Below are 15,332 nucleotides of genomic sequence, written 5' to 3'. Positions count from 1 at the left end.
GTGTCGCCCACCTACCGCCCCTGGCATCCGAGCCCCGCCACGGCGGCCGAGCGGATCGCCTGGCCGGACGATTTCGGTCGCCGATTTCTGGTCACCGTCGATGTCGAGGAGGAGTTCGACTGGTCGGCGCCGCTCGACCGTCGACACCGCTCGACGCGGGCGATGCGCGCCTTCGGACCGGCGCATCGCCGGTTCGCGGCGGCGGGGGTCGGGCTCGCCTGCATGGTCGACTATCCCGTGGCGGTCGATCGCGCCTCGGTCGCCATCCTGTCGGAGGTGCTGGCGGACGGCCGGTCGGAGATGGGGGCGCAGCTCCACGCCTGGGTCACGCCGCCGCATGACGAGGTCGTCGATCCGGTCAACAGCCATGCGGGCAATCTGCCGCGCGCGCTGGAGGCCGCCAAGCTCGATCGGCTGACCGACGCGATCGCCGCCGCGTTCGGTGTGCGTCCGCGCATCTTCCGGTCGGGTCGCTATGGCCTTGGCCCGGCCACGCTGTCGCTGCTGGCCGAACGGGGCTACCGGATCGACAGTTCGATGCGGGCGCTCCATGATTATGGCGCGGGCGGCGGGATGGATTTCAGCCGGATCGATGCGCACGGCTTTCGCCGCGACGGCATGGTCGAACTGCCGCTGACCAGTGTCTATACGGGAATGCTTCGTCGCCGCGGCGCCGACCTCTATGCCGGAGCTGGACGCGTGCCGCATGGACGGGGGGTGCTGGCACGGATGGGGCTCTTGTCGCGCGTACCGCTGACGCCCGAGGGCGTCGGTATTCGCGATGCCCTGGCGGCGATCGACCAGGCGGTCGCGGACGACATCCCCCTGCTGACCTTTTCCTTCCATTCGCCGACACTGGAGCCCGGCCATACGCCCTATGTCCGTGATGCGAAGGACCGGGCGATGTTCGATCGCTGGTGGGATGCGGTGTTCGAACGGCTCGCCCGGCACGGCGTCACCGCGACGACGATCGCCGAGATACTGGCCGCGCTGGAACGGCCGCAAGCGCCAGCCGGGGCGCCATAGGCCCCGGCCGGTCGGTCGATCAGCGCTTCATCGCCTCGATCAGCTTCTTCACGTCCTGGCTTTGCCCGCGCGGCAGGATCAGCACGTCGTCGCCGCTCGCCACGACGATCAGATCCTCGACACCGACCGCCGCGACGCGGACGCGGTCGGTGCGGATCAGGCAGTTGCGCGTATCGATCGCCAGCACTTCGCCCCGGTGCGAATTGCCGCCCAGGTCCAGCTCGCTGATCGCGTGGAGCGCGTCCCAGCTACCCAGATCGTTCCATCCCATCGCGACGGGGACGACGGCGACGCGCTCGGCCCGCTCCATGACCGCATAGTCGATCGAGTCCGAAGGACAGGCGGCGAATTCGCCCTCGTCGGGGGTCAGTCGCTTCCCTTCCCGCCGCGCGGCGCGCATCGCCTTCTCGGCGGCGATCAGCATGGTGGGCGCATGTTGGCCCAGTTCCTCGAGGTAGCGGTCGGCACGGAACAGGAAGATGCCGCCGTTCCACGCATGGTCGCCCTGCGCGAGCATCGCCTCGGCGCGTTCGAGGCGCGGCTTCTCGACGAAGCGGGCGACCTGATGCACGCCCTTGGCGATCTCGCGCCCGACCTGGATATAGCCATAGCCGGTTTCCGGCTTGTCGGGGGTGATGCCGAAGGTGACCAGCCAGCCTTGCGACACCATCGGCATGGCGGCGCGGATCGCCGCGTGGAAGGCGTCGAGATCGGCGACGACATGGTCCGACGGCATGACCAGCAGGACGTCCTCGGGCCGGGCGGCGAGCGCGGCGAGCGCGATGGCGGGCGCGGTGTTGCGCGCGACCGGCTCCAGGATCAGGACCTGCGGGGGGATACCCGTATCGACAAGCTGTTGCTCGACCAGGTCGGCATGGCGCTGTCCCGCGACGACGATCGGGGCCGCGAACTCATTCGTATGGGCGCGCCGTGCGGTAAGCTGCAACATCGTCTGGTCGCCGGTCAGGGGCAGGAGCTGCTTGGGCATCTCCGGCGTGGACATCGGCCAGAGTCGCGTACCGGACCCGCCGGAGAGAATGACCGGCACGATCGGATTGTTCATGTAAGCCCCTTTGAAACGTCGTAGAGATGCGGGCGATCCGACACCGCCGTCGCCCATCAACGCGCCACAACGCATATCTTCACGTTTCGTTTGGGATTCTTTGCAAAAATTATGGGAGATTGCGCGACGGGTCGCATGGGGACGATCGGTAGATAGATGATCCGCCTGTTCAAACACTATGTTCCGCACGCGGCGCTGTTGCTGGGGCTGATCGATTTCGTGCTGCTGATGGTGGCGGCCGAGCTGGGGTGGCTGATCCGCGCGCGGCAGGTCGGCTTTCCGCCGGGGTCGCTGCTCGAACGGCTGCCGCAGGTGTTGAGCTTCGCGGTGCCGCTCCAGATCGCGTTGCTGGCGGTCGGTGGCTATGCGGCGGGCTCGTTCCTGTCGCTGCGCTTCGCCGCCGCGCGATTGATGGTCGCGGTGTCGATGGGGGTGATCTTCCTGTCGCTCATCTTCTTCTTCTTTCCCGATCTGTCCTATTGGCGGTCGAGCCTGCTCTTCTCGATGGTCATCGCGGTCGTCCTGCTCGTCGTCGAGCGGGCGCTGCTGGGGCGCACATTGGGCGGCGACCGCTTCAAGCGGCGGGTGATCGTTATGGGCGCGGGGGAGCGCGCCGCGGCGATCCTGGCGCTGGCGCGGGAGCCGGGATCCAACTTCATCGTCGCGGGCGCCATCGCGATGAACGAGGCGGAGAGCGCGGTGCATGAGGCGATCCCGCGTTCGGCGATTCCCAACCTGCGTCAATTCGTGCTCGATCGCGAAGCGAGCGAGGTCGTCCTCGCGCTTCAGGAGCGACGCAACGCGCTACCCTATCAGGATCTGTTGCGGGTCCGCACGACCGGCGTGCAGGTCTATGAATTGTCCAGCTTCCTGGAGCGTCAGACGGGGCGGATCGACCTTCGCTCGGTCAGCCATAGCTGGCTGATCTTTTCCGATGGCTTCTCCTCGCGCCGGATGTGGTCGGGTATGGTGAAGCGTGCCTTCGATATCGCGGTCAGCCTGATCCTGCTGGTCGTCGCCCTGCCCATCATCCTGTTGACCGGGATCGCCATCCGTCTGGAATCGAAGGGCCCCGCTTTATATCGTCAGCGTCGGATCGGGCTGTTCAACGAGCCCTTCGACATCCTAAAGCTGCGGTCGATGCGACAGGATGCGGAAGTGGCGGGGCAGGCGGTCTGGGCCGAGAAGGACGATCCGCGCATCACGCGGGTCGGCCGCTTCATCCGCAAGGTGCGGATCGACGAGCTGCCGCAAATCTGGTCCGTGCTGATGGGGGAGATGAGCTTCGTCGGCCCGCGTCCCGAACGCCCGCAATTCGTCGAGCAGCTCGATCAACAGATTCCCTTCTATGCCGAGCGCCATATGGTGAAGCCCGGAATCACCGGCTGGGCGCAGCTCAACTATCCCTATGGCGCATCGATCGAGGATGCGCGGCACAAGCTGGAATACGACCTGTACTATGCCAAGAACTATTCGCCGTTCCTCGACGCGCTGATCCTGCTCCAGACCTTGCGCGTGATCCTGTGGCCGACGGGCGCGCGCTGAGCGTGGCCGAGGCGGGGAAGGAAACCTATACCGGGCGCGACCGGCGGCGATCGACGCCCTATCCGATGCTGAAGCGCAAGCGGCGGATCTGGCGGCGGCGATCGATCCGGCGGCGCATCCGTATCGTCGCGGTGCTGGCGGCGATCGCGCTCGCGGTCGCGGGGCTCCTCGTCCTCCTCTACAGCGGCCAGCCGCCCGTCGACCCGGCGCAGGCGATGCGCCGCGCACAGGTCGCGCTGGAGACGGGAAATTATCACGCCGCGCACGATCAGGCGCAGAAGGCGGCCGAAGCGGCGCCCCGTTCCGGGGAGGCGCAGATGCTGCTCGCGCGGACCAGCCTGTTGCTAGGGCAGGGGGTGACGGCCGAGGCTGCGCTGGATCGTGCCAGGGCGGACGGGGTGCCACGCGGCGACACGCTTGCGCTACGCGCCGAGGCACGGCTGCTGCTCGGCAATCTCGCGGGGGCGCAGGATGCCGTCGACCGGATGCCCGCCGAACGCGATGCCGCGATGATCCGTGTCGCCGCGCAGATTCGTGCGGCGCGGGGCGGCGGGGGCGCGGTGCTCCGGCAAAGCCTCGAGCAACTCGTCATCCGCTTCCCGAACGATGCGCGCGGCTGGACCGACCTTGGGCGGAGCCGCTTCGGCGCGGGGGACATGGCGGGTGCGACGACGGCCGCGACGCGTGCCGTCGCGCTGGCCCCGGCGGACCCCAGCGCGCTGACGCTTCGCGGAGAGGTGGTCCGCGCGCGCTACGGGTTGGCGGCGGGCCTGCCGTGGTTCGCGGCCGCGCTGGCGCGCGACGCCTATTACCATCCTGCGCTGATCCAATATGCCGCGACGCTGGGCGACATGGGCCGCGCCACCGAGGCGCTGGCCGCGACCCGGACGGCCCTGGTGTCGGAGCCGGGCAGTCCCGAAGCCCTGTATCTGCAAGCGGTGATCGCGGCGCGGGCGGGACGCTTCGCACTGGCGCAGCAGGCGTTGCAGCTTACCGGCGGGGCATTGGCCGCGCGGCCATCGGTCGCGATGCTGGAGGGGACGCTCGCCTATGCGCAAGCGCGACCGCAGCGAGCGGCGCGGGCATGGGCGCGGCTGGTGGCGATGCAGCCGATGAACGTGGCGGCACGTCGCCTGCTCGCCATCGCGCAGATCGCAAGCGGCGATCGTCCGGGGGCGCTGGCGACGCTTCGCCCGGTCCTCGCGCGCGGCGATGCGGATGGCTATGCGCTGCGTCTCGCTGCCATCGCGCAGGCGGGCATGCCGGGCGAGGTCGCTGCGACGCTCGATCGGATCGCCGCCGGACAGCGGGGAGATTCCGCGCTGTTCCGCTCGGACCGACCGGTCGCCGAGCTGACGCTCGCGGCGGCGGCCTCTCCGACCGATCCGACCTATGCCCTCGGGCTGATTCGCGGCCTCGCCAGCCATGGCGGACAGGCGGCCGCTCTGCAAAAGGCGCAGGCGCTGGTTCGTGCGAGCCCCGGCGCGCCAGTCGCGCAGATCGCCTATGGCGATATGCTCGCGGTCACCGGGCGGATGACCGATGCGGTGGGCCTTTATGCCACGGCGGCCGACCTGACCTTCGACGAACCGACCATGTTGCGGCTGGTCGATGCCTATCAGCGGACAGGGCAGGAGCGCGCAGCGGCGACCACGCTGGGCCTGTACCTGTCGCAGAACCCGCAAAGCCTGCCCGCACGGCGTCTTCTGGCGTCATGGCAGATGGCGGCGGGATCGTGGGACGACGCCGTCGAGACGCTGGAGGGGTTGCGGACCCAGATCGGGCTTGGCGATGTCGCCCTGCTGCACGATCTCGCCATCGCCTATGCCGAAACCGGCGACGGCGTGGTCGCGCGGCGTTATGCGGCAGCGGCCTATCGGCTCGATCCGATGAATGCGGCTGTGGCGGATGCCTATGGCATGGCGCTGGCGGCGGACGGCGAGGCTGCGGGCGCGCGGCAGCTGTTCGACAAGGCGCTGGCGCTGGCACCGGGCGATCCGGTTATCCTGAAGCACCGCGCGGCCGCGCTACAGGGCTGATCCTTGCCATTCCTTTCAGAACCCCGGCGAAGGCCGGGATTTGGCCAGCGGAAGCGTCCCAGGGGTTTCGAAACGCGTGCCCACTGGCCCCCGCCTGAGCGCGGGGCAAGTCGACGGGACAGGATCGACGCACATGCACGGGAACGCTTGGCAGGTGACGACGCCTGCCGGTAGAGCGTTCCGATGACCGATCTCGCTGCTCACACGTTGGAACGTATCGCCGCCGCGCTCGAGCGCCTCGCGCCGCCGCCGCCGCCATCGGCGGACCCGCTGGCGCATCCGGCCTATCTGTGGCGGGCGGGCGTGCTTCACGCGGCGCGCGGCTTCGCGCCGGTGCCCGTGTCGCTGCTCCAGGGTCTCGATCGACAGCGCGATGCGCTCGTCGCCAACCTCGAACGGCTGGCGGACGGTCATGCGGCGCAGGACGTGCTGCTCTGGGGTGCGCGCGGCACCGGCAAGTCGGCGCTGGTCAAGGCGGCGGTCGCCGCGGTTCAGGAGGAGCGACCGGGTCGGCTGGCGCTGGTGTCGGTCGATGCGCTCGACAGCCTTCCCGACCTGTTCGCGATGCTGGAGCCGGTCGACCGGGCATTCGCGATATTTATCGACGATCTGGGCTTCGACGGCGCGAGCGAGGCGCGGACGCTCCGGTCGTTGCTCGACGGCGGGGCGGAGGCGCGGCCCGCGCATGTCCGGTTGCTCGTCACCTCCAACCGGCGCCACCTGCTGCCGCGCGACCTGGCCGAGCAGGACAGCGCGATAAACCCGCGCGACGTCGTTGACGACCAGCTCGCGCTCTCGGATCGGTTCGGACTGAGCCTGGGCTTTCACACGCTGGACCAGGACGGGTATCTCGCGATCGTCGCCGCCTATGCCGAGCGCTACGGCCTGCCCTTCGACGGTGCCGAGGCGATCAACTGGGCGACCCGCCGGGGTAGTCGGTCTGGGCGGGTGGCGTGGCAATATGTGGTCGACCTGGCGGGCCGGATGGGGCGGTCGCTGTAAGAATTTTCACGACATTTGAAAAACCGCTTGCACCCGTCCGAACCGCTGGCTATTGGCGCGCCTCCAGCACGGATCGGCCTTCCCGATAGGCCTCGAAAACGGTCCGTACTCTCTAGTCGGGGAGTAGCTCAGCCTGGTAGAGCACTGCCTTCGGGAGGCAGGGGCCGGAGGTTCGAATCCTCTCTCCCCGACCATTTCCGCCGCGAAGAGCGGGGCCCATCCAAAGCGATGACAATCTCCCTTAGGCGATGCGGCGTGGCCGGGTGACATGACCTGGCTCGAATCCATCGCCTTCGTCCTCGGCGTCGCGAACGTCACGCTGGTCGTGCGCCGCAGCCTGTGGAACTACCCCGTCGCGCTGGTCATGGTGTCGCTCTACGGCCTGCTCTTCTGGCGCGAGCGATTATACAGCGACGCGGCACTCCAGCTCTTCTTCTTCGTCATCAACCTCTATGGCTGGATCGTCTGGCGGCGCGACGTGGCGCTGGCGGGTGAGGTCCGGGTGGGGACCCTGTCCCGTCGCGCTCAGGCGCTATGGGTGATGGGCATCGGCATGGCCTCGTTGGTTTGGGGGGCGGGGATGGCCCATGCCACCGACGCCGCCATGCCCTATTGGGACGCGGTCAATGCGGTGGCCAGCGTGGCGGCCCAGATACTGCTCGCGCGGCGGCGGCTGGAGAATTGGCTGCTCTGGATCGCGGTCGACCTGTCATCGATCGCGCTTTACGCGGTGAAGGGGCTGACGCTGACCGCCATCCTCTATGTCATCTTCCTCGCGCTGTCGGTCTGGGGGTATCGCGAATGGCGGGCACGGACATGAAAAGCATCTGTCTCCACGGACCCGAGAGCACCGGCAAATCGACCATCGGGCCCCGGCTCGCAGCCGCGATCGGCGGGCGGTATCTTCCCGAATATGGTCGCGACTATGCCGAGGCGCATGGCACCGACTTCACCATGGCCGACCTTGTCGCGATCGGGGAGGGGCATGACCGGCTGCTCGCCGGGGCGCTGGCGACGGGGCCGTGGCCGGTCGTGACCGATACCGATCCGCTGATGACCGCCGTTTGGGCCGACATGCTGTTCGGGCGGCGCGATCCCTGGTTCGGCGCGTGGAACCGGCTGTCCGATCTCTATCTGCTCTTCGCCCCCGACCTGCCCTGGATCGAGGATGGAACGCGGCTGTTCGGCACCTGGCCGGAGCGGCAGCGCTTCTTCGAGCTGTCCCGCGCGGAGCTTGACCGGCGCGGTGTGTCCTATGCGCTGGTCGAGGGGCAGGGCGAAAGTCGCTATGCAAATGCGCTTGCCGCGATAGAGCGCTTTGGCATCCGCCCGCATCTTTGCTAACGGCGTCCATTAAAGCTTTTCAGGAAACCCTTCCCCCCGTGTCCACGCCGCTCGACAAGATCCGCAACTTCTCCATCATCGCGCATATCGACCATGGCAAGTCGACGCTCGCCGATCGCCTGATCCAGTTCACCGGCGGCCTGACCGACCGCGAGATGAGCGAGCAGGTTCTCGACAACATGGAGATCGAGAAGGAACGCGGCATCACCATCAAGGCGCAGACGGTGCGCCTGGCATACCAGGCGCAGGACGGCGAAACCTATACGCTGAACCTGATGGACACGCCGGGCCATGTCGACTTCGCCTATGAGGTCAGCCGCTCGCTGGCCGCCTGCGAGGGCGCTCTGCTCGTGGTCGACGCCGCGCAGGGGGTCGAGGCGCAGACGCTGGCGAACGTCTATCAGTCGATCGAGCATGACCACGAGATCGTGCCCGTCATCAACAAGATCGACCTTCCCGCCGCCGAACCCGAAAAGGTCCGTGCCGAGATCGAGGACGTGATCGGCATCGATGCCTCCGGCGCGGTGCTGGCCAGCGCCAAGTCTGGCATCGGTATCGGCGATATCCTGGAAGCGATCGTCAAGAACATCCCCGCGCCAAAGGGTGATGCGAACGCGCCGTTGAAGGCGATGCTGGTCGACAGCTGGTATGACCCCTATCTGGGCGTCGTCATCCTCGTCCGCGTGATGGAAGGCACCCTGAAAAAGGGGCAGCAGATCAAGTTCATGCAGGCGGGCACCACTCACCTGATCGACCGCGTCGGCTGTTTCCGTCCGAAGATCGAGCAGTTGACCGAGCTGGGCGTCGGCGAGATCGGCTTCATCACCGCGCAGATCAAGGACGTGGCGCAGGCGCGGGTCGGCGACACGCTGACCGATGCCAAGAAGCCTACCGAGCAGGCGCTGCCGGGCTTCAAGGAAGTCCAGCCGGTGGTGTTCTGCGGCCTGTTCCCGGTCGACGCCAACGATTTCGAGAAGCTGCGCGAGTCGATCAGCAAGCTGCGGCTGAACGACGCCTCGTTCAGTTTCGAGATGGAGACCTCGGCCGCATTGGGCTTCGGTTTCCGTTGCGGCTTCCTGGGGCTGCTCCATCTGGAGATCATCCAGGAGCGGCTGACCCGCGAGTATGACCTCGACCTCATCACCACCGCGCCATCGGTGGTGTACCAGATCGAGCTGAGCCATGACGGCGGACAGATCGACCTGCATAACCCGGCCGACATGCCCGATCCCAACAAGATCGCGTCGATCAGCGAGCCGTGGATCGAGGCGACCATCTATGTCCCCGACGAATATCTGGGTTCGATCCTGAAGCTCTGCCAGGACCGGCGCGGCATCCAGAAAAACCTGACCTATGTCGGCGGGCGTGCGCAGGCGACCTATGAACTGCCGCTCAACGAAGTCGTGTTCGATTTCTACGACCGGCTGAAGTCGCTGTCGAAGGGCTATGCCAGCTTCGACTATCACCAGATCGGCTATCGCGAGGGCGACCTCGTCAAGATGAGCATCCTGGTGAACGAGGAGCCGGTCGACGCGCTGTCGATGATCGTGCACCGCGGCACCGCCGAGACGCGCGGTCGCGGCATGTGCGAGCGGCTCAAGGAACTGATCCCGCGCCACCTGTTCAAGATCCCGATCCAGGCGGCGATCGGTGGCAAGGTGATCGCTCGCGAGACGATCAGCGCGATGCGCAAGGACGTGACCGCGAAATGCTATGGCGGCGACGCGACGCGCAAGCGCAAGCTGCTGGAGAAGCAGAAGAAGGGCAAGGCGAAGATGCGCGAGTACGGCTCGGTCAGCATTCCGCAGGAAGCTTTCATCGCCGCGCTGCGCATGGGTGACGAGGCGTAACCCCATATTCCTCCCCAAGCTATGCTTGGGGAGGGGGACCGCCGCGCAGCGGTGGTGGAGGGGCAGAGCGCCACGCCCCTCCGTCAGGGCTTCGCCCTGCCACCTCCCCCAGCGAGCTTGGGGAATGAGCGTACCGGATCGGTCTTCATACAGTCTTGGCTTCATTCCCGGCGGAATATAATCCTGTCTGGCGCGTTACAGGGCCTGACGCCATGATGATCGTAAAAAGGGGACGCCGCCGATGAAGGGGTTTCGATTCGCCGCTCTGCTCGGCGCCCTCTGCCTGACCGCGCCCGTCGCGGCGCAGAACCGCGCGCCGCTGGTACTGGCTGCCGCCAGCCTGCAGGAATCGATGACCGCCGCCGCCGATGCCTGGGCCAAGAAGGGTCATGCCCGTCCGGTCATTTCCTTCGCCGCGTCCTCCGCACTCGCACGGCAGGTTCAGGCGGGAGGCAAGGCCGATCTGTTCGCCTCCGCCGGTGAGGAATGGATGGACGTCCTCCAGAAGGAGGGCCTGCTCGCCGACAGGACACGCAGTGCGTTTCTCGGCAATCGCCTGGTGGTGATCGCGCCGGTCGGTCAGGGGGGACAGGTCACGACCCGTTCCCTGGGCAAGACCCTGTCCGCCGGGCCGCTCGCCATGGCGGATACGGAGAGCGTGCCCGCTGGTAAATATGGCAAGGCCGCGCTCGAAAAGCTCGGCGCCTGGGCCATGGTGGCGCCACATGTCGTGCGCGCGGAGAATGTCCGCGCGGCGCTCGCGCTCGTCGAGCGGGGGGCGGCGCCCTATGGCATCGTCTATGAGACGGATGCCAGGGCCTCTCGCCAGGTCCATGTCGTCGGCCTGTTCCCGGCGGCGAGCCATCCGCCGATCACCTATCCGCTCGCCCGTCTGAAAGCCTCGACCAATGCGGAGGCGGAGGGGTTCCGCCGGTTCCTCCTGTCGGGCGAAGGCAAGGCGATCTTCCGGCGCTACGGCTTCTCGACGCGATGACCGGCTGATGCTGTCGCCCGAGCAATGGGGGATCGTCCGACTGACCCTGTTGGTCGGCGGCACGGCGATGCTGGTGACGCTGCCGATCGCCTTCGCGCTGGCGTGGCTATTGGCGCGGTGCCGGTTTCCGGGGCGGATGCTGCTCGACGGGATCGTGCATTTGCCACTGGTCGTGCCGCCGGTGGTCACGGGGTGGGTGCTGCTGCTCACCTTCGGGCCGCAGGGGCCGGTCGGGCACTGGCTCGCCGACTGGTTCGGGGTCAGCGTGCTGTTCCGATGGACGGGGGCGGCGATCGCGGCGGCGGTGATGGCGCTGCCGCTCATGGTGCGTGCCATCCGGCTGTCGCTCGAGGCGGTCGATCCGCGACTGGAGCAGGCCGCGCGAACCTTGGGTGCGGGGCGGGTGCGGGTCTTCGCGACGATCACCCTGCCGCTCTGCGCGCCGGGAATATTGGCGGGACTGGTGCTTGGCTTCGCGCGGTCGATCGGGGAGTTCGGCGCGACGATCACCTTCGTCTCCAACGTGCCCGGTGAGACGGCGACGCTGCCGCTCGCCATCTATTCGGCGCTGCAACGGCCGGGTGGGGAGGACATGGTCTGGCGGCTCGCCGCGGTGTCGGTGGTGCTGTCGCTGATCGCGCTGGTCGCATCGGAATGGCTGGCTCGGCGGATGGGACGGGGCCTTCATGTCCTTTGACGTCGACGTCTCGATCGCGCGGGGCGAGGCGCGGATCGCGGCGCGTTTCGCGACCGGACCGGGCGCGACCGTACTGTTCGGGCCATCCGGCGTCGGCAAGACCAGCATCCTGCACATGGTCGCGGGCCTGCTTCACCCCGAGGCGGGCCATGTCCGGGTGGCGGGCGAGACGCTGTTCGACTCCGATGCCCGGATCGATGTCGCGCCCGAGCGCCGCCGGATCGGCTATGTCTTTCAGGAGCCGCGACTCTTCCCGCATCGACGGGTCGCGGCCAATCTCCGCTACGGCATGGGGGAGGATCACGGGGCATGGGACTCGACGATCGCGATGCTGGGCATCGGTCATCTGCTCGATCGCTGGCCGCGCAGCCTGTCGGGCGGGGAAGCGCGACGCGTGGCGATCGGCCGCGCGCTGCTCAGTGATCCCCGCGTCCTGCTGCTCGACGAGCCGCTGTCATCGCTCGACCGTGCACGGCGGGAGGAGATCCTCGCCGCGCTGGTCACGGTGCGCGACAGGACCGGGATTCCGATCCTGATGGTGACGCATGACCCGGAGGAAGCCGAACGAATCGCCACGGCGATCGTCCGGCTCTGATCGGCTCAGGCGAGTTCGAAGCTCTTTCGCTCGCCATTGACCGAACTGGTCGCGACCCACAGGTCGAACTGCCCCGGCTCGACCACCCAGCGGCCATCCCCCCAGAAGCGCAGATCGTCGCGGGTCAGCCGCAGACGGACGGTCCTGGATCGACCCGGATCGAGCGTCACCCGTTCGAACCCCTTCAACTCGCGGATCGGGCGGGTGCGGCTGGCGACCTTGTCGTGGATATAGAGCTGGACGACTTCGGTCCCCGCGCGGGCGCCGGTGTTGGTCACGGTCGCGGTCACCTCCAGCGCGTCGGTCATCTGTGCGGGCACGACGACGTCGGAGACGGCGAAGCGGGTATAGCTGAGCCCATGGCCGAAGGGGTAGAGTCCCTCGTTCTTCGTCTCGCGATAGCGCGCGCGATATTCCTGCGCGCCGGTTTCGGGGGCGCCGCGACCGGTCGTCTTGTGATTGTAGAAATAGGGCTCCTGCCCGCTTTCATTGGGGAAGCTGACCGACAGCTTGGCCGAGGGGTTCACGTCGCCGAACACTATGTCCGCGATGGCATTGCCGCTTTCCGATCCGAGGAACCAGGTGGCGAGGATCGCGGGCGCGTCCTTGACCGCGCCGTGGAGCGCCAGCGCGCGGCCGTGGCGAAGCAGCACGACGATCGGCTTGCCGGTCGCGGCAACCGCCTCGGCCAGTGCCATCTGCGCCTCGGGCACGACGATATCGACCCGCGACTGCGCCTCGCCCGACATGATCTGCGTCTCGCCGATCGCGAGCAACACCACGTCGGCCGCACGCGCCGCCGCCACAGCCGCCTCGATGCCGCCGGGGAGGGCGGCCTCGACGTCCGAGCCCTTGACCACATCGACCGCCAGTTTCCGGTTGCGAAGCCCCTGTGCGATCGAGACGTTGAGCTTGGCATCGGACATGAAGGCCCATGTACCGACGACATTGTCGCGGTCCTCGCCGAACGGCCCGATCAACGCGATGCGCCCGGGATCGGCCTTGAGCGGCAAGAGGTCGCCGTCATTCTTGAGCAACACGATCGACCGCGTACCGGCTTCGCGCGACAGCTTGAGCATCGCGGGGGTCGATACCTGCGTCCGCTCGGCCTTCTGGCTGATCGAGCGATAGGGATTGTCGAACAACCCGATCGCCTGCTTGAGCGAAAGGACGCGGCGAACCGCTTCGTCCAGCCGTGCGACCGGGACTTCGCCCTTCTCGACCAGATCGGGCAGCCAGAGATTGAACAGGTTGGACGCCATGGCCATGTCCATCCCCGCCAAAAACGCCTTCTTGGCGGCATCGCGGCCATCGGCGGCATAGCCATGGGCGATCAGTTCCTCGTCGGCGGTATAGTCGCCGACGACCATACCCTTGAAGCCCCATTCGCCGCGCAGCAGATCGGTCAGCAGCCAGTGATTGCCCGAGGCCGGGACCCCGTCGATATCGTTGAACGCCGACATGATCGTCGCGACGCCCGCATCGACGCAGGCCTTGAACGGCGCGAGATGCACCTCGCGAAGGGTGGCGGGGGAAATTTCGGTGAAGTTATAATCCATGCCGCCGCTGACCGCGCCATAGGCGGCGAAATGCTTGGCGCAGGCGGCGAGGCTGGTGGGGTCGCGCAGGTCGCGCCCCTGGAAGCCCCGCACGCGCGCGACGGCGAGCTTGGTGCCGAGATAGATGTCCTCGCCAGACCCTTCCGCCACACGGCCCCAGCGCTGGTCGCGGGCGACGTCGACCATCGGCGCGAAGGTCCACTGCATGCCGAGCGCGGTCGTCTCGATCGCCGCCGCTCGCGCGGTTCGCTCGGCGAGGTCGGGATCGAAGGCGCAGGCCTCTGCGATCGGCAGCGGATAGGCGGTGCGCAGGCCGTGGATCACATCGCCCGCGAAGATCAGCGGGATCTTCAGCCGGGTCTGCATCATCGCATCCTGCGCCGCCTTGGCGCCGGCATAGCCGACGCCGTTGAACAGCATGCCGATCTCCCCCTTGCGAATTCGCGCCAGCTGGGCGGCGGCGTCGTTGCGCGCGGGAAGGCCGGGATTGAAGGGCAGCCCGATCGGGCGGATCTGATCCGAGAAGCAGGACAGCTGCCCCGCCTTTTCGGCCGGGGTCATCTGGCGGATCAGGCTTTCGATCCGGTCGGACTGCGCGAAGGCGGCACCGCCCAACGCCATTTCGCCCAGCGACAGCCCGGCGATGGTCGCCCCGGCCTTCAACATCTGGCGGCGGTCCAGCATCGGGACGGGGGACATGGGCGCTCTCCTGCTTTGTGATGATTTTGTCATGTCGCTACGCCTCGCCAGGCGTGCGGGCAAGCGGTCAGGACTTACCGCGCGCGGGCGGGGCGGCGCACCACAGCACCGTCTTGACGAGGTGCGGCCGGGGGCAGGGCTGATCCGGCAGGGGGAGTGGCTGGCCGGGCTTCCACAGGTTCAGGCGACGCTGGATCTCGGGCATCTCGGAATCGATCACCGCCAGCGTGTTGCCGTCGCCATAGCGGGTGCCGCTTCGATAGCGCAGGACGGGGGCATAACGACCGTCGCTGGCCATCCGGTTGACGACGATCCAGAAGCCGAAGGGCGCATCCTGCGTCGGAACGGCGGAGATGATCGTGCCGTTCAGCGGGCCTTGATCGACATAGCGGATATCCTGGTTGTTGTTCCGCCCTGTCGTCTGGCGAAAGACGGTGACGAAGCCGCCGCTGTTCCGGTCGAAGGCGAGCGCCATGCGACCGACCAGCTGGTCACCATTGCCGCCATGGATGCTCGCCGCCTCGACCCATAGCAGCGGGCGACCGGCGCGCGGGTGAACGACCCGGACCATATTGAGGTAATGCGCCACATCGAAGTCACCATGCTCGCCGGGCGAGGCGAGTATGTCGTCGAGCGCCGGGTGACAGGTCTTGCCGTCATCGCGGGTGATGCAGAGGTGGAGCGGGCCGGGTGCCGGGTTGCCGCCCGCATCCTCGACGCCGGGGCCCTGGCTTCCGATGAGTTTCCATCCGGCGGGCAGCGCGAAGGGACGCGACAGGTCGAAGGGTTGCGGTGCCGCGGCTGGCGCCTGCCCTGCAACTACGATCAACCCCAATGCCAGCACACGGGAAAACATAGTCCGGCTCATCCGCATTTTCCTCCGTCGAGGTCGGTGTTCCGGCGGAGGCTATTGGCTCGG

The 15,332-nt window shown here is 67.6% G+C and carries 13 protein-coding genes and 1 tRNA gene; 11 read left to right on the top strand and 3 right to left on the bottom strand.

Annotated elements, in window-relative coordinates; genetic code table 11:
• On the top strand, window positions 1–1,026 hold the full coding sequence (locus LRP66_RS01980; RefSeq protein ID WP_329959227.1) for a polysaccharide deacetylase family protein: 1,026 nt from the start codon (window positions 1–3) through the stop codon (window positions 1,024–1,026).
• A 19-nt stretch (window positions 1,027–1,045) separates the two neighbouring features.
• Here LRP66_RS01980 and LRP66_RS01975 read toward each other — a convergent pair whose 3' ends face one another.
• Window positions 1,046–2,089 carry a mannose-1-phosphate guanylyltransferase/mannose-6-phosphate isomerase gene (locus LRP66_RS01975; RefSeq protein ID WP_230480813.1) on the bottom strand — a complete coding sequence of 348 codons (1,044 nt, stop codon included), beginning with the start codon at window positions 2,087–2,089 and terminating at the stop codon, window positions 1,046–1,048.
• 156 nt (window positions 2,090–2,245) lie between these two features.
• On the opposite strand from LRP66_RS01975, the gene LRP66_RS01970 reads away from it, so the two are divergent.
• From LRP66_RS01970 to LRP66_RS01925, 10 genes are all read left to right on the top strand, one after another.
• Window positions 2,246–3,634: a TIGR03013 family XrtA/PEP-CTERM system glycosyltransferase gene (locus tag LRP66_RS01970; RefSeq protein ID WP_230480812.1), complete on the top strand. Its 1,389-nt coding sequence runs from the start codon at window positions 2,246–2,248 to the stop codon at window positions 3,632–3,634.
• Window positions 3,613–5,673 (top strand): tetratricopeptide repeat protein, encoded by a 2,061-nt coding sequence (locus LRP66_RS01965; protein WP_230480811.1) that lies wholly within the window; start codon window positions 3,613–3,615, stop codon window positions 5,671–5,673. The genes LRP66_RS01970 and LRP66_RS01965 overlap by 22 nt, the downstream gene beginning before the upstream one ends.
• Before the next feature lie 183 nt (window positions 5,674–5,856).
• On the top strand, window positions 5,857–6,675 hold the full coding sequence (locus LRP66_RS01960; RefSeq protein ID WP_230480810.1) for a DUF815 domain-containing protein: 819 nt from the start codon (window positions 5,857–5,859) through the stop codon (window positions 6,673–6,675).
• Window positions 6,676–6,792: 117 nt separating this feature from the next.
• Window positions 6,793–6,869: transfer RNA gene (locus LRP66_RS01955), tRNA-Pro, on the top strand.
• 74 nt (window positions 6,870–6,943) lie between these two features.
• Window positions 6,944–7,495, top strand: coding sequence for a nicotinamide riboside transporter PnuC (gene pnuC / locus LRP66_RS01950; protein ID WP_230480809.1), 552 nt, complete (start codon window positions 6,944–6,946; stop codon window positions 7,493–7,495).
• On the top strand, window positions 7,492–8,019 hold the full coding sequence (locus LRP66_RS01945; protein ID WP_230480808.1) for an AAA family ATPase: 528 nt from the start codon (window positions 7,492–7,494) through the stop codon (window positions 8,017–8,019). The genes pnuC and LRP66_RS01945 overlap by 4 nt, the downstream gene beginning before the upstream one ends.
• A 38-nt stretch (window positions 8,020–8,057) precedes the next feature.
• Entirely contained in the window at window positions 8,058–9,869 is a 1,812-nt protein-coding gene (gene lepA, locus LRP66_RS01940) for a translation elongation factor 4 (protein ID WP_230480807.1), read from the top strand.
• A 241-nt stretch (window positions 9,870–10,110) separates the two neighbouring features.
• Complete coding sequence (gene modA / locus LRP66_RS01935; protein ID WP_230480806.1) at window positions 10,111–10,863, top strand: molybdate ABC transporter substrate-binding protein; 753 nt, start codon at window positions 10,111–10,113, stop codon at window positions 10,861–10,863.
• A gap of 7 nt (window positions 10,864–10,870) precedes the next feature.
• Window positions 10,871–11,560, top strand: a complete 690-nt coding sequence (gene modB, locus LRP66_RS01930; protein ID WP_230480805.1) for a molybdate ABC transporter permease subunit — start codon at window positions 10,871–10,873, stop codon at window positions 11,558–11,560.
• Complete coding sequence (locus LRP66_RS01925) at window positions 11,550–12,155, top strand: ATP-binding cassette domain-containing protein (protein WP_230480804.1); 606 nt, start codon at window positions 11,550–11,552, stop codon at window positions 12,153–12,155. The genes modB and LRP66_RS01925 overlap by 11 nt, the downstream gene beginning before the upstream one ends.
• A gap of 5 nt (window positions 12,156–12,160) precedes the next feature.
• On the opposite strand, the gene LRP66_RS01920 is transcribed toward LRP66_RS01925, so the two are convergent.
• Window positions 12,161–14,413: a glycoside hydrolase family 3 N-terminal domain-containing protein gene (locus tag LRP66_RS01920; RefSeq protein ID WP_230480803.1), complete on the bottom strand. Its 2,253-nt coding sequence runs from the start codon at window positions 14,411–14,413 to the stop codon at window positions 12,161–12,163.
• Between the two features lie 67 nt (window positions 14,414–14,480).
• The gene (locus LRP66_RS01915; RefSeq protein WP_230480802.1) at window positions 14,481–15,281 is read right to left on the bottom strand and encodes a hypothetical protein; all 801 of its coding nucleotides are present in this window, start codon (window positions 15,279–15,281) and stop codon (window positions 14,481–14,483) included.
• Between the last annotated feature and the right edge of the window lie 51 nt (window positions 15,282–15,332).

The organism is Sphingomonas sp. Leaf21 (genome assembly GCF_916858675.1).
GTDB lineage: Bacteria > Pseudomonadota > Alphaproteobacteria > Sphingomonadales > Sphingomonadaceae > Sphingomonas.
This window is presented reverse-complemented; position numbering and strand designations above follow the sequence as displayed.

Coding starts and splice junctions, on each gene's coding strand:
- modA (WP_230480806.1), top strand. CDS start 10,111: ATGAAGGGGTTTCGATTCGCCGCTCTGCTCGGCGCCCTCTGCCTGACC.
- LRP66_RS01945 (WP_230480808.1), top strand. CDS start 7,492: ATGAAAAGCATCTGTCTCCACGGACCCGAGAGCACCGGCAAATCGACC.
- LRP66_RS01925 (WP_230480804.1), top strand. CDS start 11,550: ATGTCCTTTGACGTCGACGTCTCGATCGCGCGGGGCGAGGCGCGGATC.
- LRP66_RS01960 (WP_230480810.1), top strand. CDS start 5,857: ATGACCGATCTCGCTGCTCACACGTTGGAACGTATCGCCGCCGCGCTC.
- LRP66_RS01915 (WP_230480802.1), bottom strand. CDS start 15,281: ATGAGCCGGACTATGTTTTCCCGTGTGCTGGCATTGGGGTTGATCGTA.
- LRP66_RS01920 (WP_230480803.1), bottom strand. CDS start 14,413: ATGTCCCCCGTCCCGATGCTGGACCGCCGCCAGATGTTGAAGGCCGGG.
- LRP66_RS01970 (WP_230480812.1), top strand. CDS start 2,246: ATGATCCGCCTGTTCAAACACTATGTTCCGCACGCGGCGCTGTTGCTG.
- pnuC (WP_230480809.1), top strand. CDS start 6,944: ATGACCTGGCTCGAATCCATCGCCTTCGTCCTCGGCGTCGCGAACGTC.
- modB (WP_230480805.1), top strand. CDS start 10,871: ATGCTGTCGCCCGAGCAATGGGGGATCGTCCGACTGACCCTGTTGGTC.
- LRP66_RS01975 (WP_230480813.1), bottom strand. CDS start 2,089: ATGAACAATCCGATCGTGCCGGTCATTCTCTCCGGCGGGTCCGGTACG.